This window comes from Blastococcus sp. CT_GayMR16, from assembly GCF_004570875.1.
Taxonomy (GTDB): Bacteria; Actinomycetota; Actinomycetes; order Mycobacteriales; family Geodermatophilaceae; genus Blastococcus_B.
In genome coordinates, this window is the sequence record NZ_SPQK01000008.1 from 22,325 (window position 1) to 47,455 (window position 25,131).

Annotated in this window: 27 protein-coding genes; 8 read left to right on the forward strand and 19 right to left on the reverse strand. The window is 73.4% G+C overall.

Features of this window, described 5'->3' with window-relative positions:
* Nucleotides 1-198: 198 nt before the first annotated feature.
* The gene (locus E4P38_RS10785; protein WP_089337042.1) at nucleotides 199-498 is read left to right on the forward strand and encodes a WhiB family transcriptional regulator; all 300 of its coding nucleotides are present in this window, start codon (nucleotides 199-201) and stop codon (nucleotides 496-498) included.
* A 132-nt stretch (nucleotides 499-630) separates the two neighbouring features.
* Here the strand turns inward: E4P38_RS10785 and groL are convergent, their stop codons facing one another.
* Entirely contained in the window at nucleotides 631-2,280 is a 1,650-nt protein-coding gene (gene groL, locus E4P38_RS10790; protein WP_135131821.1) for a chaperonin GroEL, read from the reverse strand.
* A gap of 149 nt (nucleotides 2,281-2,429) precedes the next feature.
* The gene (groES, locus tag E4P38_RS10795; RefSeq protein ID WP_135131822.1) at nucleotides 2,430-2,738 is read right to left on the reverse strand and encodes a co-chaperone GroES; all 309 of its coding nucleotides are present in this window, start codon (nucleotides 2,736-2,738) and stop codon (nucleotides 2,430-2,432) included.
* Between the two features lie 187 nt (nucleotides 2,739-2,925).
* Here groES and E4P38_RS10800 point away from each other — a divergent pair, with 187 nt between their 5' ends.
* Nucleotides 2,926-4,161, forward strand: a complete 1,236-nt coding sequence (locus tag E4P38_RS10800) for a methyltransferase domain-containing protein (RefSeq protein WP_135131823.1) — start codon at nucleotides 2,926-2,928, stop codon at nucleotides 4,159-4,161.
* Nucleotides 4,162-4,179: 18 nt separating this feature from the next.
* Here the strand turns inward: E4P38_RS10800 and tsaD are convergent, their stop codons facing one another.
* The 5 genes from tsaD to E4P38_RS10825 are packed head-to-tail and all read right to left on the reverse strand — an operon-like array spanning nucleotide 4,180 to nucleotide 7,477.
* Nucleotides 4,180-5,217 carry a tRNA (adenosine(37)-N6)-threonylcarbamoyltransferase complex transferase subunit TsaD gene (gene tsaD / locus E4P38_RS10805; protein ID WP_135131824.1) on the reverse strand — a complete coding sequence of 346 codons (1,038 nt, stop codon included), beginning with the start codon at nucleotides 5,215-5,217 and terminating at the stop codon, nucleotides 4,180-4,182.
* Entirely contained in the window at nucleotides 5,210-5,731 is a 522-nt protein-coding gene (gene rimI, locus E4P38_RS10810; RefSeq protein ID WP_245160943.1) for a ribosomal protein S18-alanine N-acetyltransferase, read from the reverse strand. The genes tsaD and rimI overlap by 8 nt, the downstream gene beginning before the upstream one ends.
* Nucleotides 5,731-6,369: a tRNA (adenosine(37)-N6)-threonylcarbamoyltransferase complex dimerization subunit type 1 TsaB gene (gene tsaB / locus E4P38_RS10815; RefSeq protein ID WP_135131826.1), complete on the reverse strand. Its 639-nt coding sequence runs from the start codon at nucleotides 6,367-6,369 to the stop codon at nucleotides 5,731-5,733. Before tsaB ends, rimI begins: the two co-directional genes overlap by 1 nt.
* Nucleotides 6,370-6,380: 11 nt before the next feature.
* Nucleotides 6,381-6,836: a tRNA (adenosine(37)-N6)-threonylcarbamoyltransferase complex ATPase subunit type 1 TsaE gene (tsaE, locus tag E4P38_RS10820; RefSeq protein ID WP_135131827.1), complete on the reverse strand. Its 456-nt coding sequence runs from the start codon at nucleotides 6,834-6,836 to the stop codon at nucleotides 6,381-6,383.
* Complete coding sequence (locus tag E4P38_RS10825) at nucleotides 6,833-7,477, reverse strand: uracil-DNA glycosylase (RefSeq protein ID WP_135131828.1); 645 nt, start codon at nucleotides 7,475-7,477, stop codon at nucleotides 6,833-6,835. Before E4P38_RS10825 ends, tsaE begins: the two co-directional genes overlap by 4 nt.
* Before the next feature lie 66 nt (nucleotides 7,478-7,543).
* On the opposite strand from E4P38_RS10825, the gene E4P38_RS10830 reads away from it, so the two are divergent.
* Nucleotides 7,544-8,263 (forward strand): TIGR04222 domain-containing membrane protein, encoded by a 720-nt coding sequence (locus E4P38_RS10830; protein ID WP_280791073.1) that lies wholly within the window; start codon nucleotides 7,544-7,546, stop codon nucleotides 8,261-8,263.
* Nucleotides 8,264-8,296: 33 nt separating this feature from the next.
* Here the strand turns inward: E4P38_RS10830 and E4P38_RS10835 are convergent, their stop codons facing one another.
* The 11 genes from E4P38_RS10835 to E4P38_RS10885 all read right to left on the reverse strand — a co-directional run bounded on the left by E4P38_RS10835 (nucleotide 8,297) and on the right by E4P38_RS10885 (nucleotide 20,423).
* The gene (locus E4P38_RS10835) at nucleotides 8,297-9,892 is read right to left on the reverse strand and encodes an amino acid permease (protein WP_135131830.1); all 1,596 of its coding nucleotides are present in this window, start codon (nucleotides 9,890-9,892) and stop codon (nucleotides 8,297-8,299) included.
* Nucleotides 9,893-9,933: 41 nt separating this feature from the next.
* Nucleotides 9,934-11,076 (reverse strand): agmatinase family protein, encoded by a 1,143-nt coding sequence (locus E4P38_RS10840; RefSeq protein WP_135131831.1) that lies wholly within the window; start codon nucleotides 11,074-11,076, stop codon nucleotides 9,934-9,936.
* A gap of 267 nt (nucleotides 11,077-11,343) precedes the next feature.
* The gene (locus E4P38_RS10845) at nucleotides 11,344-12,534 is read right to left on the reverse strand and encodes an alpha/beta hydrolase (protein WP_135131832.1); all 1,191 of its coding nucleotides are present in this window, start codon (nucleotides 12,532-12,534) and stop codon (nucleotides 11,344-11,346) included.
* The gene (gene alr, locus E4P38_RS10850; RefSeq protein ID WP_135131833.1) at nucleotides 12,534-13,685 is read right to left on the reverse strand and encodes an alanine racemase; all 1,152 of its coding nucleotides are present in this window, start codon (nucleotides 13,683-13,685) and stop codon (nucleotides 12,534-12,536) included. Before alr ends, E4P38_RS10845 begins: the two co-directional genes overlap by 1 nt.
* The gene (locus tag E4P38_RS10855; RefSeq protein WP_135131834.1) at nucleotides 13,682-15,154 is read right to left on the reverse strand and encodes an NAD(P)H-hydrate dehydratase; all 1,473 of its coding nucleotides are present in this window, start codon (nucleotides 15,152-15,154) and stop codon (nucleotides 13,682-13,684) included. Before E4P38_RS10855 ends, alr begins: the two co-directional genes overlap by 4 nt.
* Nucleotides 15,151-15,540, reverse strand: a complete 390-nt coding sequence (locus E4P38_RS10860) for a holo-ACP synthase (protein WP_135131835.1) — start codon at nucleotides 15,538-15,540, stop codon at nucleotides 15,151-15,153. Before E4P38_RS10860 ends, E4P38_RS10855 begins: the two co-directional genes overlap by 4 nt.
* 16 nt (nucleotides 15,541-15,556) lie before the next feature.
* Nucleotides 15,557-17,434, reverse strand: coding sequence for a glutamine--fructose-6-phosphate transaminase (isomerizing) (gene glmS, locus E4P38_RS10865; RefSeq protein WP_135131836.1), 1,878 nt, complete (start codon nucleotides 17,432-17,434; stop codon nucleotides 15,557-15,559).
* Between the two features lie 77 nt (nucleotides 17,435-17,511).
* Nucleotides 17,512-18,858: a phosphoglucosamine mutase gene (gene glmM, locus E4P38_RS10870; RefSeq protein ID WP_135131837.1), complete on the reverse strand. Its 1,347-nt coding sequence runs from the start codon at nucleotides 18,856-18,858 to the stop codon at nucleotides 17,512-17,514.
* 20 nt (nucleotides 18,859-18,878) lie between these two features.
* Nucleotides 18,879-19,298 (reverse strand): 30S ribosomal protein S9, encoded by a 420-nt coding sequence (gene rpsI, locus E4P38_RS10875; protein WP_135131838.1) that lies wholly within the window; start codon nucleotides 19,296-19,298, stop codon nucleotides 18,879-18,881.
* Nucleotides 19,295-19,738 (reverse strand): 50S ribosomal protein L13, encoded by a 444-nt coding sequence (gene rplM / locus E4P38_RS10880; RefSeq protein ID WP_135131839.1) that lies wholly within the window; start codon nucleotides 19,736-19,738, stop codon nucleotides 19,295-19,297. Before rplM ends, rpsI begins: the two co-directional genes overlap by 4 nt.
* Before the next feature lie 199 nt (nucleotides 19,739-19,937).
* Nucleotides 19,938-20,423: a carbonic anhydrase gene (locus tag E4P38_RS10885; RefSeq protein WP_135131840.1), complete on the reverse strand. Its 486-nt coding sequence runs from the start codon at nucleotides 20,421-20,423 to the stop codon at nucleotides 19,938-19,940.
* A gap of 85 nt (nucleotides 20,424-20,508) precedes the next feature.
* Between E4P38_RS10885 and glp the strand changes: the two genes are divergently transcribed.
* From glp to E4P38_RS10900, 3 genes are read left to right on the forward strand one after another with little or no spacing between them, the layout of a single operon-like run.
* Nucleotides 20,509-21,714, forward strand: coding sequence for a gephyrin-like molybdotransferase Glp (gene glp, locus E4P38_RS10890; RefSeq protein WP_135131841.1), 1,206 nt, complete (start codon nucleotides 20,509-20,511; stop codon nucleotides 21,712-21,714).
* Entirely contained in the window at nucleotides 21,711-22,184 is a 474-nt protein-coding gene (moaC, locus tag E4P38_RS10895) for a cyclic pyranopterin monophosphate synthase MoaC (RefSeq protein WP_135131842.1), read from the forward strand. The genes glp and moaC overlap by 4 nt, the downstream gene beginning before the upstream one ends.
* Nucleotides 22,181-22,696: a MogA/MoaB family molybdenum cofactor biosynthesis protein gene (locus E4P38_RS10900; protein WP_135131843.1), complete on the forward strand. Its 516-nt coding sequence runs from the start codon at nucleotides 22,181-22,183 to the stop codon at nucleotides 22,694-22,696. The genes moaC and E4P38_RS10900 overlap by 4 nt, the downstream gene beginning before the upstream one ends.
* Before the next feature lie 172 nt (nucleotides 22,697-22,868).
* Here the strand turns inward: E4P38_RS10900 and fdhD are convergent, their stop codons facing one another.
* Nucleotides 22,869-23,699 (reverse strand): formate dehydrogenase accessory sulfurtransferase FdhD, encoded by an 831-nt coding sequence (gene fdhD, locus E4P38_RS10905; protein WP_135131844.1) that lies wholly within the window; start codon nucleotides 23,697-23,699, stop codon nucleotides 22,869-22,871.
* Between the two features lie 41 nt (nucleotides 23,700-23,740).
* Between fdhD and E4P38_RS10910 the strand changes: the two genes are divergently transcribed.
* Nucleotides 23,741-24,412, forward strand: a complete 672-nt coding sequence (locus E4P38_RS10910; protein ID WP_135131845.1) for a molybdenum cofactor guanylyltransferase — start codon at nucleotides 23,741-23,743, stop codon at nucleotides 24,410-24,412.
* Between the two features lie 46 nt (nucleotides 24,413-24,458).
* On the forward strand, nucleotides 24,459-25,103 hold the full coding sequence (locus E4P38_RS10915) for a hypothetical protein (protein ID WP_135131846.1): 645 nt from the start codon (nucleotides 24,459-24,461) through the stop codon (nucleotides 25,101-25,103).
* Nucleotides 25,104-25,131 lie beyond the last annotated feature (28 nt).

The window sequence follows — 25,131 nt, forward strand, 5'->3', positions numbered from 1 at the left end:
CCGGCACGACCTGTTCCGAGCTTGATCGACACGATCGGGCTACAACACCCGCCCTCACCCCCGGGGGTGAGGAGCGCGATTTCGCAACTCGAAGCAAAAAGTTGCGATCGCGACGTGTTTGACCATGTCAGGGCTCGGGCACCGGGGCCTTGCAGCAGCCGGACAGCCCCCTCCGGCTCGCAGAGCCCTGGAGGAGAGATGGCCGACATTCGCAGGCTCCCGACACCCGTCGCCGAGGTCTGGGACTGGCAGCTCCACGGCGCATGCCGTGGCGAGAACACGTCCCTCTTCTTCCACCCCGACGGCGAGCGTGGCCCGGCACGCGCCAGGCGGCAGACGGCGGCCAAGGCCGTGTGCGCCCGGTGCCCGGTACTCGATGCGTGCCTCAAGCACGCGCTGTCGGTTCGCGAGCCGTACGGGGTCTGGGGTGGGATGAGTGAGGAAGAGCGGGCGCGGCTGATCGCGGCCGAGCCGGCAGCAGTCGCCGCGGGGGTCTGACGACTCGGCGTCGGTGTCTGACCTGAGACGGCGCCGACGTCGGAGCAGAGCGAGGCACAGAGAGGGCCGGTCCAGTTGATCTGGACCGGCCCTCTCTGTCGTTCCCGGCCCCCCGTGCGGGGGCCGCCTCGTTCAGTGGCTGTGGCCGTGCCCGCCGTGCGAGTGACCGTGGGTGTGGTGCCCGGCACCTGCGTGCTCGTGCTCCTCCTCGGCCGGCTTCTCCACGACGGCGGAGTCGGTGGTGAGCACCATCGCCGCGATGGAGGCGGCATTGCCGAGCGCGGCCTTGGTGACCTTGACCGGGTCGATGACGCCCTGAGCGGCCAGGTCGCCGTACTCACCGGTCGCGGCGTTGAAGCCCTGACCGGCGCCGAGCTCGCGGACCTTGTTGACCACGACGCGGCCCTCGAAGCCGGCGTTCTCCGCGATCCGGGCAAGGGGCGCGTCGAGCGCCGTGCGCACCGCGCGGGCGCCGGTGAGCTCGTCACCGCTCAGGTCGAGCGCGTCGATCGCCGCGGCGGTGTGCACCAGCGCGGAACCGCCGCCGGGGATCACGCCCTCCTCGACAGCCGCGCGGGTGGCGGCGATGGCGTCCTCGATGCGGTGCTTGCGCTCCTTGAGCTCCACCTCGGTGGCGGCGCCGACCCGGATGACGCCGATGCCGCCGGCGAGCTTCGCCAGCCGCTCCTGGAGCTTCTCGCGGTCCCAGTCGGAGTCGGTGGACTCGATCTCGCGCTTGATCTGGGCGACGCGGTCGCCGATCCCCTCGGAGGTGCCGCCGCCGTCGACGATCGTGGTCGTCTCCTTGTCGACGGTGACCCGCCGGGCGGTGCCGAGCACCTCGAGGCCGACGGAGTCCAGGGACAGCCCGACGTCCTCGCTGACGACCTGGCCACCGGTGACCACGGCGAGGTCGGCCATGAACGCCTTGCGGCGGTCACCGAAGTACGGCGACTTCACCGCGATGACCTTGATCGTCTTGCGGATGGAGTTGACGACGAGGGTCGACAGCGCCTCGCCCTCGACGTCCTCGGCCACGATCAGCAGCGGCTGGCCGCCGCGCGACAGCACCTTCTCCAGCAGCGGGAGCAGGTCGGCGAGCGCGCCGATCTTTCCCTGCACGAGCAGCACCAGGGCGTCGTCGAGGACGCCCTCCATCGACTCCTGGTCGGTGACGAAGTACGGGGACAGGTAGCCCTTGTCGAACTGGACGCCCTCGGTGACGTCCAGCTCGGTGGACATCGTGTTGCTCTCCTCGACGGTGATGACGCCGTCCTTGCCGACGCGCTCGAACGCCTCGCCGATCAGCTCACCGACCTCGGTGTCCTGCGCGGAGATGGTGGCGACGCCGGCGATGGCCGAGCGCTCCGAGACGGGGATGGCAGCCTTGTCGAGCGCGGCGTGCACGGCGTCGACGGCGGCGCGCATGCCCCGGCCCAGGGCCATCGGGTTCGCGCCGGCGGCGACGTTGCGCATGCCCTCGTGGACGAGCGCCTGGGCGAGGACGGTGGCGGTGGTGGTGCCGTCACCGGCGACGTCGTTGGTCTTGGTGGCGACGCTCTTGGCCAGCTGCGCGCCGAGGTTCTCGTACGGGTCGTCGAGGTCGATCTCGCGGGCGATGGTGACGCCGTCGTTGGTGATCGTCGGTGCGCCGAACTTCTTGTCGATGACGACGTTGCGGCCGCGTGGGCCGAGCGTCACCTTGACCGCGTCGGCGAGCTTGTCGACGCCGCGCTCGAGGGCGCGCCGGGCGTCCTCGTTGAACTTGATGATCTTGGCCATGCCGGACCTCTCGATCAGTGGTGCGGGGAAAGACGACCGCCCCGGGACCCGAGATCGGGTCGCCCGGGGCGGTCGGTGGTGAGGTGCTGGAACGGCCCCGTCTAGAGGCTCGTCCCGAGCGTGCGAGGGATGAGGAGGACGGGGTCCTTCTACTTCTCCACGACGGCGAGCAGGTCGCGGGCCGAGAGGACGAGGTAGTCCTCACCGGCGTACTTGACCTCGGTGCCGCCGTACTTGGAGTAGATGACCACGTCGCCCACGTTCACGTCGAGCGGAACGCGGTTGCCGTTGTCGTCGATGCGGCCGGGGCCCACGGCGATGACCGTGCCCTCCTGCGGCTTCTCCTTGGCGGTGTCCGGGATGACCAGACCGGAGGCGGTGGTGGTCTCGGCCTCGTTGGCCTGGACCACGACACGGTCCTCCAGCGGCTTGATGCTGACCTTGGTAGCGGTCGTCACGTCGTGACGCCCCCTTCGGTATGAGACGGCTGGGGATGTACTGCAATGCTGTGGCACGGGATCCGGGCACCCGCCGTCGCGGGGGTCGGGCGCCAGCCCGTGTCGGTTGGCACTCTACCCACGAGAGTGCCAGCCACTCAACCGGGTCCCTCTCAGGGCGTAACGAGACGTGCACCAGGCTGGGCCGGTGGACCGGGAACCCGACGAGCAGGCCGCCGAGACGGTGCGCCAGCTCCGGTCCCTCGCGACGCCGGAGGGCGCGGCGGCTCTGTCCCGGGCTGGCGAACTGCTGGCCGGCCGGACCGACGCGGTGACCGCGCTGAGCCGACTGCGTGCCGAGGTGGGCGCGGACCTCGCCGGTCCGGCGTGGGGTGTGGCGAGGCAGCGCGACAAGGCCCGGGCCTCGTTCGGTGCCGAAGCCGCGCGGCTGCTGTTCACCGGGGACGCCCTCGAGCAGGCGGGCCGCCCCGCGTTGGCCGACCGTCGCGCCGCCCGGCTCCTGACCGGCGGCGCGACGTCGGTCGCCGACCTGGGCTGCGCGGCCGGCACCGACACGATGGCCCTGGCCCGGGCCGGCGCGCGGGTGGTCGCGGTCGACCGCGACCCGGTGGCCCGCGAGCTCACCCGGCTCAACACCGCCGCACTCGGGCTGACCGCTGTGGAGGTGCTCGACGCCGACGTCGTCGACCTGGTGGCCGCAGCCGCGGACGGCCGGGTGGCCGGGTGCGACTCCGCCGTCCTGGATCCCGCGAGACGGTCGGGTGGGCGCCGGCAGTTGGACCCCGACCGCTGGTCGCCGCCCTGGTCCACCGTGACCGCGCTGCTCGACCGCGTGCCGGCCGCGGTGGTGAAAGTGGCCCCGGGCCTCGACCACGACCGGGTGCCGGACGGGATCGAGGCCGAGTGGGTGTCCGTCGGCGGGTCGATCGTCGAGGCGCTCCTGTGGGGGCGGGAGCCGTCGCGCACCTGGCGGCGGGCCACCCTGGTCCGGGACGGCGCGGTGCTCGAGCTGACGGCCGGCGCGGACCCGGGCCCGGCGCCGGTCGCACCCGTGCGCGGCTGGCTGCACGAGCCCGACCCGGCACTCATCCGGTCCGGGCTGATGTCCCTCGTGGCGGCTGAGCTGGACGCCACCCTGGTGGACCCGACGATCGCGTACCTGACCTCCGACTCCCGCGCGGACTCCCGGTGGGTCAGCTCCTACCGGGTCACCGAGGTGCTGCCGTTCAACCTCAAGAAGCTGAAGGCCCTGCTCCGGGCGCGCGGGGTCGGCCGGGTCGTCGTCAAGAAGCGGGGCTCGCCGATCGAGCCGGAGACCCTGGCCAGGCAGCTGAGAGGCCCCGGGACCGGCTCAGCCGTCGTCGTGGTCACCCGTGTGGCAGGGGCCCCCACCGTGCTGGTCTGCGAGCCGCTCAGCGGGTGAAGGACCCACGATCGTCGTTCAGCGGCTCACCGTCTCGATCGGCAGCGAGCTGTCCGCGCCGAGGTCGGGCGCCGACGGCGCGACGCCGGCCGCCACCAGCCGTGAGCCGAGCGCGGCGACCATCGCCCCGTTGTCTGTGCACAGCTTCGGGCTCGGCACCCGCAGCACGATCCCGGCCTTCCCGCAGCGCTCCTCGGCGAGGGCACGCAGCCGGGAGTTGGCCGCCACCCCCCCGCCGAGCACGAGGTGGTCCACGCCGTGGTCGCGGCAGGCCCGCACCGCCTTCGCCGTCAGCACGTCGGCCACCGCCTCCTGGAACGACGCGGCGACATCGGCGACCGGCACCGGTTCGCCCGCCCGCTCGCGGGCCTCCACCCAGCGAGCGACGGCGGTCTTCAGCCCGGAGAACGAGAAGTCGTAGGGGGCGTCGCGCGGTCCGGTGAGACCGCGGGGGAAGGCGATCGCCGAGGGGTCGCCCTCGCGAGCCGCCCGGTCGATCGGCGGGCCACCCGGGAACGGCATCCCCAGCACCCGCGCGACCTTGTCGAAGGCCTCCCCCGCCGCGTCGTCCACGGTGCGGCCGAGCGACTCGACGTGCCTCGCGAGGTCGGGCACGAGCAACAGGGAGCTGTGCCCCCCGGAGACCAGCAGGGCGATCGACGGCTCGGCCAGCGGGCCGTGCTGGAGCTCGTCGACGGCGACGTGCGCGGCCAGGTGGTTGACGCCGTACAGCGGCTTCCCGAGCGCCAGCGCGTACGCCTTCGCCGCGGCGACGCCGACCAGCAGCGCGCCGGTCAGCCCGGGCCCGGAGGTCACCGCGATCGCGTCGACGTCGTCGACGGTCGCCCCCGCCTCGGCCAGCGCGCGGTGCACCGTCGGCACCATGGCCTCCAGGTGCGCGCGCGACGCGATCTCCGGGACGACGCCACCGAACCGCTCGTGCTCCGCCATCGAGGTCGCCAGGGCGTCGGCGAGCAGCGTGCGGCCGCGCACGAGGCCGACGCCGGTCTCGTCGCAGGAGGTCTCGAAGCCCAGGACCAGTGGCTCCTCAGGCACGGTTTCCTCCCGGCGCCCGGCTCAAGGACCGCACCCGCTTGCGCTTCATGACGACGGCGTCGGCGCCGCTGGGCTGGTAGTAGCCCCGCCGCCGGCCGATCTCGGTGAAGCCGCGGCGCTGGTAGAGGCGCTGGGCCACGTCGTTGTCGGCCCGCACCTCCAGCAGCACCACGGGGCTCCGCTTGTCGGCCTCGGCGAGCAGCGCGTCGAGCAGCAGCGAGCCCACCCCCTCGCCCTGGAGCGCCTTGGTCACGCCGAGGGTGGCGACGTGGGCCTCGTCGTCGTAGGCGATCAGCCCGCCGTAACCGACCATCACCGGCGCCCCGGTGCCGGCCTCCTCGTCGTCGTCCTCGCCCTCCAGGTGGAACTCGGCCACGACGTAGAAGCGCGTGTCGCCGCGGGAGAGCTCGTCGCGGTACATCGCCTCCGTCCACGTGTCCGGGGCGAAGAGCTCCTCCTCCAGCACCATGACCCCGGGAAGGTCGTCGGGCGTCATGGCACGCAGCCGCACCATCATGCCCTCGTCACCGCCTTGATCGCCGTCGGCGGGGTGGCGTCGGGACGGCGGAGGTACAGCGGCACCAGCGGGCCGGCGGACGACGGATCGGCGAGCTGGGCCGCAGCGGCGCGCACCAGTCCCGCCGTCGTCACATCGGCCGACGCGACCGCGATCCCCAGGCGCTCGGCGAAGGCGGGATCCCCGACCGCGGGCTCCGGCAGGGTCACGTCGGCCGGCTTGTCGACGGCGGGGCCGGTGAGGCGGCTGCCGTCGGCCGCGTAGGTCGCCCAGTAGATCTCCTTGCGCCGGGCGTCGGTGACGACGGTGCGAGCGCCGGAGCCGATCGCGTCCAGGGAGCAGACCCCGATCACCGGCAGGCCCCGGGCGTCGGCGAGCGCCGCCGCGGTGACGACCCCGACCCGCAGCCCGGTGAAGGGTCCGGGCCCGAGGCCTGTGACGACCGCCTCGAGGTTCCCCATCGTCAGGCCGGCGTCGGCCAGGACGCCGGCGATCGCGGGGGTGAGCAGCTCGGCGTGCCGGGTGCCCGACGGGACGGCGCGCTCGGCCAGCACCTCCGTCGCCCCGTCCTGCGACCAGTTCGCCAGCCCGGCGACCAGCGTCGGGGTGGCGGTGTCGAGAGCGAGGACGAGCACGTCCGACCACGTTACCGAGTCGGCCGGAGGCGTTCCTCCCAGCCGGGGCCGTGGGGCACCAGCACGGCGGTCCGGACGTCGTCGTCCCGCCGCTCGAGCCGCACCTCCAGGTGCTCCTCCGCCAGCCGCTCGACCAGACCCTGCCCCCATTCGACGACCGTGACCGACTCGTCCGTCGACGCGTCGAGGTCGAGGTCGTCGACGTCGGCCACGCCGCCCAGCCGGTAGGCGTCGACGTGCACCAGGGGCACGCGCCCGCCGTTGTGGACGCGGGAGATGACGAACGTCGGCGAGGTGACCGGCTCGCGGACGCCGAGGCCCGCACCGATTCCCTGGGTCAGCGCGGTCTTGCCGGCTCCCAGCGGCCCGACCAGGACGACGAGATCACCGGCCCGCAGCACCTCGGCGAGGGAGCGCCCGAGCGCGTGGGTGTCCTCCGGTGTCGGCAGGACGTGCTCGCGGTTCACGGGAGATCCCGCTTCCCGACGAGGTGGGCGACCTGCCGCAGGTCGGCCGCCAGCGCCGCGCGCGGTGCACCGTTGGGTCCGAACCGGATCGCCGCGGAGGGGTGATAGGTGACGTACAGGCCCCGCCCGTTCCACGGGTGGGGGTGCTCGCGGGCGCGGCCCAGCACCGTCTTCGGCCCGAGGAACCATTTCGCCGCAGACAGCCCCAGCGCCACGATGGCCGGAGGGTCCAGGAGGTCGATCTGCCGGTGCAGCCAGCCGCTGCACCGCGCCACCTCGGGGGCCTTCGGCGTTCGGTTGCCCGGCGGACGGCACTTCACCACGTTGAGGACTGCGCACTCGGCACGGTCGAGGCCGGCCTCGGCCAGGAGCTGGTCGAGGAGGGCGCCGGACCTCCCGACGAACGGCCGGCCGGTCTCGTCCTCGGTGGCGCCGGGCGCCTCGCCGACGAACGCGACGAGCGGACGGCCGGAGGCCGGGACGTCGCCGACGACGACGTGCTGCCGGACGGCGGCGAGTTCGGGGCAGGCGACGCAGGAACGCGCCGTCGCGGCCAGCGTGGCCCAGTCGGGCGCGGCCGCGGCGATGCGGGCGACCTCGTCCGGGGCAGCGTCCAGCCGGGGCGGTCGGAGTGCTGCCACGCCCGGCACCCTAACCGGGCGGCGGAATCCCGCTTCCGTCGTCCGCCCCGGCGTGGGACCGTTTCACTGCGGCTCCAGCCCACGTCTGCGCCTCGAAGGGCGGCGGTCATGACGGCATCCGGCAACGCCGGCATCCTCGACGTCTACGACATCGCCTGCCTCGCCGGCGGGCCTGATCGGATGGTCGACACGGCACTGGTCGCGTTGATCCAGTCCGGGCGCGTGCGCATCCACCGCCCCGGGCAGCTGGCGACCGTCACGCTGTCGCGCCGCCATCCCGTCGAGGCCGCCGTCCTGGACGCCGTCGGCCCGACCGGCCACCGCTCGGTGGACACGATCCGCTGGCGGCTGGCGACCGACGACCGCCTGCTCGACGTCGCCCGCCGCCTCCAGCGGGAGGGGCTGCTCGGCCACGCGCACCGGCTCGTCCCGCACCTGTCCGGCGGTCGCTCGTCGCCCGCCCCCACCGGCGAGGGACGGCGGGTCCTGCACCGGCTGGAGGCGCAGCCGCCCGCCGACGACATCGCCCCCGACACCGACGCGATGCTGGTGGCCCTGTGCGGCGCCGACCGGCTGCCCGATCACGAGTTCCACGCGGCGATCTTCGCGACGACCCGGACGGTGACCCCGTTCCGACGGGGCAGCCGCAGCAGCAACCGGATCGAGGCGGCCGCGGAAGCCGCGGAGGCCGCCTCCCGGACGCCGAACGTCATCCACGGCACCTTCAACGAGTGGGTGGCGCCGGGCGGTCCGACCGCCCCCCGCAACCCGTCCCGCCGCCGATGACGAGGCGGGGACGCCGAGCCCGTCGGCCGGGCCCTACGCCGCCGCCTCCTGCGGCTCGGCGGACGTGTGCAGTGCGCCGAGCATGATCGCCCCGTCGTGGCGGACCCGGTTGCGCCAGTGGATGACGGCGCCGACGACCAGGGTGAGCCCGATGAACAGCAACGCACTCCACTTCAGCCACCACGTGTCGCCGGTCAGGTCGTAGATCTCCGGGCGCGGCCAGACCAGGTTGACCACCATGACCACCTGGTAGGCGACGGCGACCACATTGATCGCGATGCCCCACCGGCCGAGGGAGAACAGCGGCCTGCCGTCCTCGGCGATGCCGGACTCCAGGCCGCCGGAGCGGCGGAGCCGCAGCCGCTTGAGCAGCAGCGGGAGCGTGACCCCGAGGTAGGCCAGGTACAGCATCGCGATGCACAGCGAGGCCAGCGCGGTGAAGACCGCACTCTGGTTCCAGTTCACGGCCAGGGCGATGGCCGCCCCGACGCCGACGACGAGCGAGGTGGCGATCGGGGTGCCGGTGCGGGGCGAGACCTTGCCGAGGACCCGGTGGAACGGCAGCGACCGCTCGCGAGCCATCGAGAACATCATCCGGGCGCCGGAGGTCTGCACCGCGAGGGTGCAGGCGAACACGGCGACGGCGACGGCGGCCAGCAGGAGGCGTCCACCGACCCCGCCGAGCTGGCTGGTCAGCACGCCCGCCAGACCGCCCGTCGCCAACGTCCCGTCGGTGAGGCTGGGGGCTGCGACGAGGCCGCCCAGGAGCAGCAGGACTCCGCCGAGCCCGGACACGACGAGCGCCCGGATGATCGTCCGCGGCGTCGTCCGGCGCGGCCGGTGCGTCTCCTCGGACAGCTCACCGGCGGAGTCGAAGCCGACCATGACGTAGGCGGCCATCAGCGACGAGGCGAGCCACAGCGGCAGGTAGGAGCCTTCGGGGGCGCCCTCCGTGGTGAGCACGACCGACGGTGAGCGCTCGGCCTGGAAGAAGAGCGCGACCACGAGTGCGGCCACGCCGAGCAGTTCGATCACGACGCCGACCGACGTCAGCATGGCCATGAGGCGGACGCCGATGATGTTGATGACGGTCGTGACGACGAGAAGGAGCAGCCCCAGGAGGACGGCGTTCTGCGCACCGGTCGGGCTGGTCGGCGCCGAGTCCGCCGAGGAACCGCCGATGAGCTGGAACCCCGACCAGATGGAGGGCAGCACGGCCTGGAGGGCGATCGCGGCGGTGGCCACGGTGAGGATCTGTCCGACGATCATGACCCAGCCGGTGAACCAGCCGAAGTCGGTCCCCGCGAGGCGGCTCGACCACTGGAAGATCGAGCCGGAGATGGGATAGCGGGCCGCGAGCTCCGCGAAGCAGAGGGCGACGAGGAGCTGTCCTGCGAAGACAGCCGGCCAGGTCCAGAAGAACGCCGCGCCGCCGAAGCTGAAGCCCAGCCCGAAGAGCTGGAACACCGTGGTCAGGATCGAGACGAAGGAGAAGCCGGCGGCGAAGGAGGCGAAGTACCCGACGCCCCGGTGCAGCTCCTGCTGGTAGCCGAAGCCGCTGAGGTCGGTCCTCTCGTCGGCGGACGAGTGTGTCGACGGAGCGGCGACAGTGGTTGTCTCGGCAGCCATCAGGAACTCCTCGGGGACGGCGGAGAGGGTGCGGAAAGGGATCACCGGGTGGTGCCCTTCGGCAGGTGACCGGAGCGGACGAGGCAGCCGAGGGTGTCGCAGATGATGCGGGTCGAGATGAGCGCGGTGATCTCGGCGTTGTCGTAGGGCGGGGCGCACTCGACGACCTCGATCCCCGCCAGCGGCCGGGCGTCGGCGATGATCTGGATGAACTTCAGGACCTCGCGCGGCAGGAAACCGCCGGGCTCCGGCCATCCGGTGCCGGGCACGAAAGCGGCGTCGAGGCAGTCGACGTCGAAGGAGAGCCACACGGCCTCGGCGCCGTCCCAGGCGACGTCGAGCGCCCGCTGCGCGGCCTCCTCGATGCCCATCTCCACGCAGTCGGTGACGGTCATGACCGTCGTGCCGCGCTCGCGCCCGACCTTCACGCCCGGCCGCGGGGCCTGCCAGCCGCCGATGCCGATCTGCACGAGGTTCTTGGCCGGCACGTTCGGGATGTCCGTGGCGTGGAACCACGGCGTGGTGTGCATCCGCTCGTCGAGGTCGGTCTCCTGGGTGTCGACGTGACGGTCGAAGTGGATGATCCCGAGGTTGCCGCCGTTCAGGTGCGGCGCGACACCGCGGGTCGTCGGATAGCCGATCGAGTGGTCGCCGCCCAGGACGACCGGGAAGGCCCCGCTCTCGTAGACGTGGCTGACGGCCTTCGTGATCTGGTCGAAGGTCTTCTCGATGTTGCCGGGGATGGTGAAGACGTCCCCCAGGTCGGCGATCGTGATCGACTCCCGGAGGTCCACCCCGAGCTCGAAGCTGTAGGGCCCGTAGAGCGCGGAGATCTTGCGGATGCCCTGCGGGCCGAAGCGGGTGCCCGAGCGGTAGGTCGTGCCGCCGTCGAACGGGACACCGAGGACGGCGACGTCGTACTCGCCCGCCCGACGGACGTCCTCGACGTACGGCGCCTTCAGGAACGTGTTGATGCCGGCGAAGTGCGGCAGTTCCCCGCGGGAGAAGGTCGGGATGGTGCGGTCGACGATGGAGTCGGCACCCTGCAGGCCCAGCTCGAGGCCACGGGCGATCTCCCGCTCGTGGACCGTCGTGGGCAGCCGCGCCTCCGCCTCGACCGCGAAGCGGGCTTCCGGCCCGTAGTTGTCGTGCAGCGGCGGACCGTGCGGATGGGAGTGGGACACCGGTGCCTCCGGAGGGACAGCGCCGCGCGCGCGGCCGCGATCGACCTCCCGGGCTTTTGTCCCGCCGTGGAACACGGGGCCGGCCAGATCGGACGACGTCCGTGCATGCACCTCTCGGACCAGGCCTGTCGCCCGTCGTGCGCCCGGACGGCAGCGGAACCCTAGGTGCGCCCCGGCGTGGCACCGGGTCGCGGACAGCGAACCGCTGGCCTGTTACCGCTGCTCGAACCCCGGGGTTACGTCCGGGCTACGTTCCCCGCACACGGCTCAGCCGGCGGTACGCGCACCCTGCTCCGCGGAGACGCGCCGCAGCATCGCCGTGAGGGCAGCACTCACTTCGGTCGGCTTCTCCAGCAGCACCAGGTGCCCGGCGTCCGGGACGACCACGAGCTCCGCGTCCGGCAACTGGCCCACGATCAGCTCGCTGTGCTCCTTGGGGATCATCCGGTCCTTGTCGCCGGTCAGGACCAGCGTCGGGATCGCGCGCAGCGGCTCGAGCGACCCGGTCTCGTCCAGCCCCGCGAGCGCCGGGTAGAACTCGGCGATCACGTCGACGGGGGTGCCGGCGATCATCGCGTCGACGTAGTGGACCAGCGCCTTGTCCACGTTCCCGGACGCGAACGACAGCGACCGCGTCGCGGCCGACACGACGTCCGCGGCCATCCGCCGCGTCCGCTCGGCGAGGGCCGGTCGGCGGCGCATCGTCCAGGCCGCCACCGGGAAGACGGCGGCCCGGACGCGGGTGAGCAGTTCGGGCAGCCCGAAGTTCAGCTCGGCCAGGCCGCCGCTGGACGTGGAGATCAGCGCGACCGCGGCCACCTTCGGGCCGAAGAGCTCGGGACTCACCGACGCGAGCCCCATGATCGTCATCCCGCCCATCGAGTGGCCGACGAGGACCACCGGCCCGCGCGGCACCCGCGCCTCGATGACCGCGTCGAGGTCACGCGCGAGCTGATCGATGGTCGAGTTCTCGGAGTGCCCGCGCCCGGACGCGCCATGGCCGCGCTGGTCGTAGAAGACCAGCCGCGCGGCCGGTCGGTGGCCGTTCGCGGTGGCCAGCTCGGCGGCCAGGGTCCTGCGCTGGAAGGTCCAGGAGGCCATGGACAGCGTGTAGCCGTGCACGAAGACGACGGTCAGCGGCGCATCGGCCGGACCGATCTCCTCCACCGCGAGCGGGACGCCGTCGTCGGTCTGCACCACCGCCGTCCGGTCCGCCGTCCGGGACGCGGAACCGAGCGGGTCGTCCGTCCGGAGTTCCGCGGCCGTCTGCTCCGTAGCGGTGGTGACCTCGTCGGTCAGCTCGGCGGCCCGCACCCGGCCGCCCGCCTTCCGGGTGACCGCGACACCGACCGCCGTCCCCGCGGCCGCCAGGCCGACCAGCCCACCGATGATGCCTGCGGCGGGGTGCCGCGAGACGGCGCCGGTCAGGCCGTTCCGCTTCGCCGGGCGGGCCGCCATCAGACCGCCCCTGCCGAGCCGACGTAGCGCCGGGCGAACCGGCCGCCCACCCGCGTGACCAGCTCGTAGTGGATGGTGTCGACGGCGTCGGCCCACTGCTGCGCCGTGGGCTCGCCGCGGTCGCCCGGGCCCCACAACACGACCTCGTCCCCCGCCTCGACGGCGTCGTCGCCCACGTCGAGCACGAACTGGTCCATGCAGACCCGCCCGGCGATGGTCCGCTGCGCGCCCGCGGCCAGGACCGGCGCCCGGTTGCCGCCCGCCCGGGGGACACCGTCCGCGTAGCCGACCGGGACGAGGGCGAGCGTGGTCTCGCGGTCGGTGACGTAGGTGTGGCCGTAGGAGACCCCCGAGCCGGCCGGGACGCGCTTGGCCAGGGCGACCGTGGCCTGCACCGTCATCGCCGGCCGCAGGCCGTGCTCGGCGGGGTCGCCGCCGAGCGGGTCCAACCCGTACAGCGCGATCCCGGGGCGGACGAAGTCGTACCAGGTGTTCGGGAGGGCGACCGTGGCCGCCGAGTTCGCCAGGTGCAGGCGGGCGTCGGTCAGCCCGGCACGCCGGGCCAGCGCGACGGCCTCCTCGAAGACCCCGACCTGCGCGGTGATCGAGGGATGCGTGGGCGCGTCGGCGTAGATCATGTGGCTCCAGAGGCCCACCACGTCGATCTCGCCGGCGGCCTGTGCGCGGGCGGCCGCCCCGACGAGTGCGGGCCACTCCGCCGGCGTCGCCCCCGCCCGGGAGAGCCCGGTGTCGGCCTTGAGATGCACCCGGGCGGTGTGACCGGTCGCGCGGACCGCCCCCAGAACCTCCGCCAGCGCCCAGTCGGCGTTCACCGAGACCTCGACGTCGGCATCCAGCGCGGCGGCGTAGTCGGTGCCCGGCCCGTGCAGCCAGGCCAGGAGCGGCGCGGTGATGCCGCCCGCGCGCAGCGCCAGCGCCTCCTCGAGGACGGCGACGCCGAGGAAGTCCGCGCCGCCGGCGAGCACCGCGCGCGCTGCGGGGAGCAGGCCGTGGCCGTAGCCGTCGGCCTTGACCACGGCCATGAGGGGACGGCCGACCCGCTCGCGGAGCACCGCGGTGTTCGCGGCGATCGCATCCAGGTCGACGACCACCTCCGCGCGGGGGACGGCTCGTGCTGAGGGGGCGCTCACGCTCCCGAGTCTCCCAGGCGGCGGGCCGGAACCCCTCGCACCCGGCCGATCGCGTCGGGCAACCGCCGGATCAGGTCGCCGGCCACCAGCGGCCCGCGCTCGGCGGCCAGCTGGCCGGTTCGGCCGTGCAGATGGGCGGCCACCGCACCGGCCTCCGCCGCGTCCAGGCCCGTGGCCAGGAGCGCACCGGCGATCCCGGCCAGGACGTCGCCCGTGCCGGCGGTGGCCAGCCAGGACGTCCCGGTGGCGTTGACGAACGCCGTGCCGGCGGCGTCCGCGACGACGGTGGCCTCGCCCTTGAGGAGGACGGCGCAGCCCAGGTCTGCGGCCAGCCGGCGTGCCGCCCCGATCCGGTCGGGGCCGGGCTCGGCACCGAACCGCGCGAACTCGCGGTCGTGCGGGGTCAGCAGGGTGGGCGCGGACCGGTCGCGCACCAGCGACGGATCCTCGGCCAGCATCGTCAGGGCATCGGCGTCGACGACCACGGGGACGTCGGTGCCGAGCACCTCGGTCAGCACGCTGCGGGCGTCGTCGTCGGTGCCCATCCCCGGCCCGACCACCCACGCCTGCACGCGACCGGCGTCCCCGGGTCGGCCGTCGGTGACGATGGCCTCCGGCCACGCCGCGCGGACGCCGTCCGCGGCCGTGCCTGCGTACCGGACCAGGCCGGGCCGCGTGCGCAGCGCCGCTCCCGTGCACAGGACACCGGCACCGGGAAAGGTGGCCGAGCCGGCGACGACCCCGACCACGCCCTGCGTGTACTTGTCGTCCGAGGCCGACGGCGGAACCAGGCGCGCGGCCACGTCGGCGTCGGTGAGCCGGACGGCGGTGGGCGACGGCAGGTGGGGACCCAGGCCGATGTCGATCAGGTGGACCTCGCCGGCGTACCCTCGCCCCTCCCCCACGACCAGGCCGGGTTTCACCGCGCCGAAGGTGACCGTGTGCATGGCCGGGAACGCGGCTCCGTCGACGGCGCCGGTGTCGGCGTCGATGCCGCTGGGGACGTCGACGGCGACGGTGAGCGCCGCGGACTCCCCGGCCAGCCGGGCGAGCTCCGCGGCGTCCGGGCGCAGACCGCCGCGGCCGCCGATGCCCAGCATCCCGTCGAGCACCAGGTCGGCCCGGCTGATGGCTGCGGCGGCGTCGTCGGTGCCCGCCGCCAGCACCCGGCCGCGCGCCCGGCGCAGCGCGGACAGGCCGGCGGGATGGGCCCGGTCGGGATCGAGCAGGAGGGCGCTCACCCGGGCGCCCCGCCGTGCGAGGTGCGTACCGGCGAAGAGGGCGTCGCCGCCGTTGTTGCCGGTGCCGACGAGAAGCACGATGCGCCGTCCGTACACCGCGCCGAGCAGCCGCAGGCACACCGTGGCCAGGCCCGTGGCGGCTCGCTGCATGAGAGCGCCGTCGGGGGTCGCAGCGAGCACCGGCGCCTCAGCGACGCGGATCTCCGCGGCCGTGTACAGCCCGATCACAGATCACTGTCCCGCGGGAAGCCCTCCGCCACCACCATCGCCGAGGCGATGCCGCCGTCGTGGCTCAGGGAGATGTGCCAGGAGGAGACGCCGAGCTGGGCGGCCCGGCCGGCGACCGATCCACGGACCTCCAGATGCGGCCGGCCGTGCTCGCCGACCATCACCTCGGCGTCGTGCCAGTGCAGGTCACCGGGAGCGCCGAGCGCCTTGGCGAGCGCCTCCTTGGCCGCGAACCGGGCGGCCAGGGACTCACCCGACCGTTCCGCGCCCGACGGGGTGCGCTGTTCGGCAGCGGTGAACAGCCGGTCGCGCAGACCCGGGGTGCGGGTGAGCGACTCGGCGAACCGCTCGACCGGCACGACGTCGATACCGATCCCGATGATCACCGGAGGTCGGGGTCCTTCATTCGACGGTGACGCTCTTCGCCAGGTTCCGCGGCTGATCGACGTCCAGACCCCGGGTGTCGGCGATCTCGCAGGCCAGCACCTGCAGCGGCACGGTGGTGACCACCGGTGCCAGCAGCGTCGGCGTCCGAGGAACCCGGATCAGGTGGTCGGCGTACGGGACGACGTCCTCGTCGCCCTCCTCCGCGATCACGATCGTCAGGGCACCGCGGGCGCGGACCTCCTGGATGTTGGAGACGACCTTGCCGTGCACCGACTCGCGGCTGCGCGGCGACGGCACGACGATGATCACCGGCGTGCCCTGGTCGACGACGGCGATCGGGCCGTGCTTCAGCTCGCCGGCCGCGAAGCCCTCGGCGTGGATGTAGGCGAGCTCCTTGAGCTTCAGCGCGCCCTCCAGGGCCACCGGGTACCCGACGTGGCGGCCGAGGAAGAGGATCGTGTTCGCGTCGGCCAGGGACCGGGCCAGCTCGCGCACCGGCTCCATGGTCGTCAGCACCTGCGCGACGGCCTCGGGAAGTCGGCGGAGGTCGGCGACGATGGCCGCCACCTCGTCCTCGTACTTGACGCCGCGGATCTGGGACAGGAACAGCCCGACGAGGTAGCACGCGACGACCTGGGTGAGGAAGCCCTTGGTCGAGGCGACGGCGACCTCGGGCCCGGCGTGCGTGTAGAGGACGGCGTCGGACTCGCGCGGGATCGTGGAGCCGTTGGCGTTGCAGATGGCCAGCACCCGGGCGTTCTGCTCCTTGGCGTGACGCAGCGCCATCAGGGTGTCCATCGTCTCGCCGGACTGGCTGATGACGACGACCAGCGTCGAGCGGTCGAGCACCGGGTCGCGGTAGCGGAACTCGCTCGCCAGCTCGACCTCGACCGGGATGCGGGTCCAGTGCTCGATGGCGTACTTGGCGATCAGGCCGGCGTGGAACGCCGTGCCGCAGGCGACGACGAAGATCTTGTCGATGTCCCGCAGCTCCTGGTCGGAGAGGCGCACCTCGTCGAGCACGAGTTCGCCCTGGGGACCGAGGCGGCCCAGCAAGGTGTCGGCGATCGCCTGGGGCTGCTCGGCGATCTCCTTGAGCATGAACCAGTCGTATCCGCCCTTCTCGGCGGCGGCGGCGTCCCAGTCGACCGTGTAGGCCTTCGGTTCGACCGCTGCTCCGAAGAAGTCCGTGACGGTGAGGCCGGTGGTCCGGTCGATCTCGACGACCTGGTCCTGGCCGAGCTCGCGGGCCTCACGGGTGTGCGCGATGAACGCGGCGACGTCGGAGCCCAGGAAGTACTCAGCAGTACCGTCGACTGTCTCGCCGAGGCCGACCACGAGGGGGCTGCTGCGCCGGGCGGCGACGAGCGTGTCCGGCTCGGTCGCGGCGGTGGCGACCAGGGTGAAGGCACCCTCGAGGCGGCGGCAGATCAGGCGCATCGCCTCGGCGAGCCGTCCGGGGCCCTCGGGCGTCCGGGCGTAGGCGGCGGCAAGCAGGTGCGCGGCGACCTCGGTGTCGGTCTCGGAGCGGAACTCGACCCCCCCGGCCTCGCACTCGGCGCGCAGGGCGGCGAAGTTCTCGATGATGCCGTTGTGGATCACGGCGACGGAGCCGTCGGCGGACAGGTGCGGGTGCGCGTTGCGATCGGTGGGACCGCCGTGCGTGGCCCACCGGGTGTGGCCGATCCCGACGGTGGCGGGCGGCAACGGGTGCTCGGCCAGCACCTTCTCCAGGTTGGCCAGCTTGCCGGCCTTCTTCGCCGAGCTCAGCCGACCGTCGGCGACGACCGCGATGCCCGCCGAGTCGTACCCCCGGTACTCGAGCCGGCGCAGCCCTTCCAGGACGACGTCCCGCGCGTCCTGAGGACCGACGTAACCCACGATGCCGCACATTGCACCGAGAGTACCGGGGGAAGGGGCACAACCCGGCTCAGGCGACCGGTGTGGGCCCCCCGATGGGTGGCCCCGGCTCAGCCGACCGCTGCGACGACCTCGGCGAGGCGGGCGGCGACCTCGTCGGCCTGTTCCTGGGTGGGCGCCTCGACCATCACGCGGACGAGCTGCTCGGTCCCCGACGGGCGCAGCAGCACCCGCCCGGTGTCCCCGAGCTCCGCCTCGACGGCGTTGACGGCCTCGGCGACCTCGTCGCTCGCGGCGACGGCCAGCCGGTCGGTCACGGGGACGTTGATCAGGATCTGCGGCAGCTTCTGGACGACGGCGGCCAGGTCGGCCAGCGAGGCGCCGGTCGCGGCCATCCGCGACATCAGCGCCAGGCCGGTGAGGAGCCCGTCGCCGGTCGTGGCGTGGTCGAGGAACACCAGGTGTCCGCTCTGCTCGCCACCGAGGCTGAGCGAGCGGGCGCGCAGGGCCTCCAGGACGTAGCGGTCGCCGACGGCGGTGGTGTGCACCGCGATGCCGGCGTCGCGCATCGTGTGGTGGAACCCCAGATTGCTCATGACGGTGGCGACGACCGTGTCCTGGGCCAGCTCGCCCCGCTCGTGCAGCGCCAGCGCGCAGACGGCCAGGATGGCGTCGCCGTCGACGAGGTCGCCCTCTGCCGTGACGGCCAGGCACCGGTCGGCGTCCCCGTCGTGGGCAAGACCCAGGTGGGCACCCTGCTGCCGGACGGCGTCGATGAGCGGGCCCAGGTGGGTGGACCCGATCCCGTCGTTGATGTTCCAGCCGTCGGGATCGCACCCGATGGCGTGGACGGTGGCACCGGCGCGGCGGTAGACCTCCGGGGCGATCGTGGCGGCCGCGCCGTGCGCTCCGTCGACGACGAGGGACAGCCCGGTCAATGGCCGGTCGACCGTCGAGAGGAGATGGGCCACGTAGTCGTCGGCGGCGTCCGGCAGGTCCCGGACCCGGCCCACACCGGCACCGGTCGGCCGGTGGTCGGCGGAGGCACCGCTCACCACGGTGCGCTCGATCGCGGCCTCGACCGCGTCGGGCAGCTTCTGCCCACCCCGGCTGAAGAGCTTGATGCCGTTGTCGGGCATCGGGTTGTGGCTCGCCGAGATCATGACGCCGAGATCGGCGTCGGTCCGGGCGGTCAGGTAGGCGAGCGCAGGCGTCGGGAGAACGCCGGCGCGCAGCACCTCGGCCCCGGCGCTGGTCAGCCCGGCGACCACCGCGGCCTCGAGCATCTCCCCGCTGGCGCGGGGGTCACGGCCGACGACCGCGACGGGACGTCGAGTCCCGTCGCGGTCGGCGAGGACACCGGCAGCGGCGCGCGCCACCGACAAGGCCAACTCCGGCGTGAGGTCGGCATTGGCCAGACCCCGGACGCCGTCGGTCCCGAAGAGTCTCCCCCCCATGGGCGGGGCAGCCGTGCGGGTCAGCGCTTGGAGTACTGGGGAGCCTTGCGGGCCTTCTTCAGCCCGTACTTCTTGCGCTCCTTGGCCCGCGGGTCACGAGTGAGGAAGCCGGCCTTCTTCAGGGCCGGACGGTCCTCGATCTCGATCTCGATGAGTGCGCGGGCGATGCCGAGGCGCAGGGCACCGGCCTGACCGGTGACACCGCCACCCTTGAGGAGGCCCACGACGTCGTACTGGTCGGCCTTCTCCAGGGTCACGAACGGCTCACGGATGAGCTGCTGGTGCACCTTGTTCGGGAAGTAGTCCTCGAGCGTGCGGCCGTTGAGCTTGAACTGGCCGGTGCCGGGGAGCAGACGCACCCGGACGATGGCCTGCTTGCGACGGCCGACCGTCTGGATGGGACGCCCGTCGGCGTCGGTCACGGTCTGTGCGCTCGTCACTGGGACACCTGCTTGATCTCGAAGGTCTGGGGCTGCTGCGCAGCGTGGGGGTGCTCAGGACCCGCGTAGATCTTGAGCTTGGAGAGCATCTGCCGGCCGAGGCTGTTGTGCGGCAGCATCCCCTTGATCGCGCGCTCGACGACCCGGTCCGGGTGCGTGCGCAGCTGGTCGCCGACGTTGATCGTCTTGAGACCGCCCGGGTGACCCGAGTGGCGGTAGGCGACCTTGTTCTCGCGCTTGGAGCCGGTGAGGGCCACCTGCCCGGCGTTCACGATGACGACGAAGTCGCCGACGTCCACGTGCGGGGCGTACTGGGGCTTGTGCTTGCCGCGCAGCAGGATCGCGGTCTGGGTGGCAAGTCGACCGAGCACCACGTCAGTGGCGTCGATGACATGCCAGGCCCGGGTGATGTCTCCGGGCTTGGGTGAGTACGTGCGCACGGCGCTCGTGTCCTCCGTCGTCGTCGGGAGGCTGGTGTTGTCGCCTCACCGAGCACGGGAGACGTTGCGACGCGCGGGCACCAGCCAGCTTGCGCGCGCCAGTCGGCCACGATACCAGCGGGAGCTGAGCCCCCGGCTCTCGGCCCTGTTGCGGGGTCCCGCCGCGAGCCTGCGAGTGGTGGGGCAGGGAGGTCCTCTGTCAGACGACTTCGCGCAGGTGCCCGGTCTCCACGTCGTAGACGGTCCCGCGGACCTCCTTGGACAGGAGGTAGGGGCTCTCCTGGATCAGCCGCACGGACTCGCGGACGTCGTCGTCGACGTCGGTGAACGCCCGCGCCGCCCACGGTGGACGCCGCCCGGTGGACTGCTCGACGAGGTCGGCGAAGGCGATGTCGTCGGTCGCCTGCAGCCCGCACTCGGTGTGGTGGACGAGCACGATCTCCCGGGTGCCGAGCAGGTGCTGGGAGATGGTCAGCGACCGGATGGTGTCCTCGGTGATGACCCCGCCGGCGTTGCGGATCACGTGCGCGTCGCCGACGTCCAGGCCGAGCAGGCCGAACAAGGGCATCCGGGAGTCCATGCAGGCGACGACGGCGACGGCGCGGGCCGGCCGCACCGGCTTGCTGCCGGGGAACCGCCGCGCCCACTCCTCGTTCGCCACCAGCATCCGGTCGATCTCGGCCACTCCTACCTCCAGGTCTGCGACGCCAGCCGACCATATCGGGGCTCCTCCGACGGTGACCGTCGGACCGATCGGAGAGGATGTGACGGTGCGCACCGTCGAAGAACACCAGGCAGTGGTCGCCGCACTGCTGACGCCGCTGCCCGTGGAGGAGGTCGCCCTCGCCGACGCGCACGGCCGGGTGCTCGCCCGGGACGTCGCCGCGGCGGTCGCCCTGCCCGGTTTCGACAACTCCGCGATGGACGGCTACGCCCTGCGCTGGGCGGAGGTGTCGACCGCTGCTTCAGGCTCCCCGGTCCGGCTGCCCGTGGCCGAGGACATCCCCGCGGGCCGCACCGACGTCGTCCCGCTGGCGCCGGGCACCGCTCACCGGATCATGACCGGCGCACCGCTCCCGGCCGGCGCCGACGTCGTCATCCCCGTCGAGCTCACCGACGGGGGTACCGACGTCGTCGAGATCCGCGACATCCTTCCCGCCGGCAGTCACCTCCGGGCCGCCGGCGAGGACATCGCGGCCGGGGCGATAGCGCTCACGGCCGGCTCTCCGCTGGGCGCAGCGCAGCTCGGGCTCGCAGCAGCCGTCGGCGTCACGACCCTCCCCGTGGGGCGCCGCCCGCGCGTGCTCGTGCTGTCCACCGGGAGCGAGCTCGTCGCGCCCGGGCAGCCGCTCCTGCCCGGCCAGATCTACGAGTCGAACTCCCAGCTGCTCGTCGCGGCGGTCGAGGAAGCCGGTGGTGAGGCCCGCCGGCTGCACTTCGTCCCCGACGACGTCGACGAGTTCCTCACCACGGTCCGGAGCGAGCTGGCCGGCGCCGACCTGCTGATCACCAGCGGCGGCGTCAGCGCCGGGGCCTACGAGGTCGTGAAGGACGCCTTCCGGGGTCTGGGCACCGTCGAGTTCGCCAAGGTCGCCATGCAGCCCGGTGGCCCGCAGGGGGCCGGCACGGTCGACGGCGTCCCGGTGGTGACCCTGCCGGGCAACCCGGTGAGCGCGTTCGTCTCCTTCGAGGTCTTCGTCCGGCCGGCGCTGCGGCGCGCGCTCGGCTACGCGTCCCCGGAGCGGCTGCACGCCCCGGCCCGGTTGTCCGGTGCCCTGCGCTCCCCCGCCGGGCGCCGCCAGTTCCTGCGCGGCCGCTACGACGGCGGTCACGTGTCCCAGGTCGGCGGTCCTGGCTCGCACCTGGTCGCCCATCTGGCGCGCGCCAACTGCCTGGTGATCGTCCCCGAGGACGTCACCGAACTGCCCGCCGGCGCCGAGGTCGACGTCGTGCTGATCGAAGGAGCGCTGCAATGACGGAACCGCGGCTCACCCACGTCGACGAGTCGGGCGCGGCCCGGATGGTCGACGTCAGCGAGAAGGCGGTCACTGTCCGCGTGGCGACGGCGGCCGGGCGGGTGACGGTCAGCCCGGAGGTCGTCGCGCTCCTGCGCGGTTCCGGGGTGCCGAAGGGCGACGCCGTCGCCGTCGCCCGGATCGCCGGCATCGCCGGGGCCAAGCGGACGCCGGACCTCGTGCCGCTCTGCCATCCGATCGCCCTGCACGGGGTCACCGTCGACATCGAGGTCACCGACGAGGCGGTCGAGATCACGGCGACCGCGCGGACTGCCGACCGGACGGGCGTGGAGATGGAGGCGCTGACGTCGGTCGCGGTCGCCGGGCTGACGATGATCGACATGGTCAAGGCCGTCGACCCGCGGGCCGCGATCACCGACGTCCGGCTGCTGACCAAGAGCGGCGGCAAGAGCGGGGACTGGGTCCGATGAGCGCACCGTCCGATCACTCCGAGCTGCCTCCCGACGCCCGCGCCATGGTGCTGACGGCCTCCAACCGGGCGTACGCGGGCGTGTACGACGACCGCAGCGGCAAGGCCCTCGCCGAGGGCATGGCCGCGCTCGGGTTCGACGTCGAGGGACCGCACGTGCGGCCGGACGACGTCGACGAGCTCGAGGCTGTGCTGCGCGCGGCGGTCGACGCCGGCTTCGACGTCGTCCTGACGACCGGGGGAACCGGGCTGTCCCCCACCGACGTCACACCGGAGGCGACGCGGTCGATGATCGAGCGCGAGGCACCCGGCATCGCCGAGGCGATCCGTCGGTACGGCGCCGAGAACGGTGTGCCGACGTCGGTGCTCTCCCGCGGGCTGGCCGGCACGGCCGGCCGCACGCTGATCGTCAACCTGCCCGGCTCCACCGGCGGCGTGAAGGACGCCCTGGCCGTGCTGGGTCCGCTGCTCCCGCACGTCGTCAGCCAGCTGCGCGGGGGGGACCATGCTTGAGCACATTGCGACGCTCCGCACTCTGTCGCGCTCCCGCGCTCCCACCGCGGCCAGGAGCCGTCCCGGCCTGCGTTGAGCCCACCCCGCCGCTCCTCGCGGGAGCCTCCGGCCCCCACTCGTCTCGTCGCCTCGCAGGGCGGCTCCGGAAGGGCAGCCACGCGGGGCGGCTCAGCTATTCGGGTAGGACCAGTCTTTCCTGGCGGGTGTAGACGTTGCATCCGTCGCCGCGGAGGAAGCCCACCAGCGTGATGCCGACCTCGCGGGCGAGCTCCACCGCCAGCGAGGACGGGGCAGAGACAGCCGCGAGCACCGGGATGCCGGCCATCGCCGCCTTCTGCGTGAGCTCGAAGCTCGCCCGCCCGCTCACCATGAGGACCTGTCGGGCCAGCGGCAGCCGCCCCTCGCGGACGCCGTCCCCGATGACCTTGTCGACGGCGTTGTGCCGGCCGACGTCCTCGCGCAGCGTCAGCAGCTCCCCGGTCGCGGTGAACAGCCCGGCCGCGTGCAGTCCGCCTGTCTTGTCGAACACCTGCTGGGCGGCCCGGAGCTTGTCGGGCAGGCCGAGCAGCACGTCCAGGGGCAGCCGGAGGTCATCGGCGACCACGTCGAAGCGCGTCTTGGTGCGGATCGCGTCGATGCTGGCCTTGCCACAGACCCCGCAGGAGCTGGAGGTGTAGAAGTTCCGCTCCAGGCCGGTGTCGGGGATGGGCACACCGGGCGCCAGGTCGACGTCGACGACGTTGTAGGTGTTGCGGCCGTCGGCGTCCACCGAGTCGCAGTACCGCAGCCCGCCGATGTCCGCCGGCCCGGTGATGACCCCCTCGGTGGCGAGGAAGCCGTGCACGAGGTCGAAGTCGTCGCCCGGCGTCCGCATCGTGACCGCCAGCGGCGTGCCGTCGAGACGGATCTCCAGCGGCTCCTCGGCAGCGACGGTGTCGGGGCGCGTGGTGTGCACTGCCCCGCGGATGCGCAGTACCGGTGTCCGGCTGGTGACTCGTCCCACGCGGAGGACGGTACCCACGCGTTCCGCTCTACGGTGTCGCCGTGGATCCGCTGCCGCTGTACACGGCCGTCGTGCTCGCCGGCGGTAAGGCGGCCCGGCTGGGCGGACAGGCCAAGCCGCAGCTGCAGGTCGGCGGGCGGACCATGCTCGCCACGGTGCTGACCGCCGTCGCCGACGCCGACCACCGGATCGTCGTCGGGCCCCCGCAGCCGGTTCCGGACGACGTGCGTCGGGTTCGCGAGCAGCCGCCCGGCGGCGGCCCGGTCGCCGCCCTGCGTGCCGGGCTCGCCGAGGTGCCCACGGAGGTGGTGGCGGTCCTCGCGGGCGACCTGCCCTTCCTCACCGACGCCCTCGTCGGCGAGCTCCGGGCACGGTTGACGCGTGACGGCGTCCTCGTGGTCGACGACGGGGGGAGGGACCAGTACCTGCTCGGGATGTGGCGGACGGCGGCGCTGCTCGCTGCGGTGGCGGGGGCCGGCGGGCCGACGTCCCTGCGGCGGGTGATGGCACCCCTGCGGGTCGACCGCTACCGCCCCGTCGTGCAGCCGGGAACCCCTCCGCCGTGGACCGACTGCGACACCCCCGCCGACCTCGCCCGCGCCCGGGCGCTGGCCGCGACACGGCACGGCGCTCCCCCAACGGCCGAGACCCCGCCGGCACCTCCGACGCAGCCCCCGTCCCTGATCCCGCGCTTCCTGAGCCCCCCGGACTGACCGCGCGGGAGATATCTTCGACGTCCCCGCCGGAGAAAGGGCCCTGATGCGCCAGCGACGCCGTATCGCCGCACTGCTGGTCGCAGGCCCGCTCCTGCTGTCGGCCGGCTGCTCCGGAGGGGACGACGAGGAGCCGTCCGCGTCGAGCAGCAGTTCGTCGTCGGCCGCGACGACGACGTCGCCCTCGCCGAGCCCCCCGACGTCGACCGGCGCCGCCCCGACGGACGAGGAACTGCCCGGCGACGCCTCGTTCCCCGCGGACACCTCCGACGACGGCGGTCCCGCACAGGCCGGGTCCGACCCCGACCCGGCGGGTCAGGGTGGCGGTCTCGGGATCCGGCTCGCGACCCACGACGGGTACGACCGGCTGGTCATCGACCTGAACACCAACGGCGTCCCCGCGTGGACCGTCCGGTACACCGAGGCATCCGGTCCCGGCGGCGGACCGGTCGACATCGACGGGGACGCCTTCCTGCGGCTGTCGCTGCAGACCGGGGCACAACCGGGCGGTCAGGGCAGTTCGCGGGCCACCCTCGGCCCGCCCGGCACCATTGCCGGCGTCGTGACGACCGGCCTCTTCGAGGGCGTGGAGGAGGTACTGATCGGCGTCCGCGGGGGCGAGGCGCCGTTCCGCGCGTTCGCGCTGACCGACCCGGGCCGGATCGTGATCGACGTGAAGCCGGCCGGATGAGCGGCCCGGCACTGGTGCGCAGATCCCC

Excerpts from the sequence above, each read along its gene's own strand:
- E4P38_RS10785 (WP_089337042.1), top strand. The coding sequence starts at position 199 with ATGGCCGACATTCGCAGGCTCCCGACACCCGTCGCCGAGGTCTGGGAC.
- groL (WP_135131821.1), bottom strand. The coding sequence starts at position 2,280 with ATGGCCAAGATCATCAAGTTCAACGAGGACGCCCGGCGCGCCCTCGAG.
- rimI (WP_245160943.1), bottom strand. The coding sequence starts at position 5,731 with ATGGTGCGGCTGCGTGCCATGACGCCCGACGACCTTCCCGGGGTCATG.
- E4P38_RS10835 (WP_135131830.1), bottom strand. The coding sequence starts at position 9,892 with ATGGCTGCCGAGACAACCACTGTCGCCGCTCCGTCGACACACTCGTCC.
- E4P38_RS10845 (WP_135131832.1), bottom strand. The coding sequence starts at position 12,534 with ATGGCGGCCCGCCCGGCGAAGCGGAACGGCCTGACCGGCGCCGTCTCG.
- glmS (WP_135131836.1), bottom strand. The coding sequence starts at position 17,434 with ATGTGCGGCATCGTGGGTTACGTCGGTCCTCAGGACGCGCGGGACGTC.
- glmM (WP_135131837.1), bottom strand. The coding sequence starts at position 18,858 with ATGGGGGGGAGACTCTTCGGGACCGACGGCGTCCGGGGTCTGGCCAAT.
- moaC (WP_135131842.1), top strand. The coding sequence starts at position 21,711 with ATGACGGAACCGCGGCTCACCCACGTCGACGAGTCGGGCGCGGCCCGG.
- E4P38_RS10900 (WP_135131843.1), top strand. The coding sequence starts at position 22,181 with ATGAGCGCACCGTCCGATCACTCCGAGCTGCCTCCCGACGCCCGCGCC.
- E4P38_RS10915 (WP_135131846.1), top strand. The coding sequence starts at position 24,459 with ATGCGCCAGCGACGCCGTATCGCCGCACTGCTGGTCGCAGGCCCGCTC.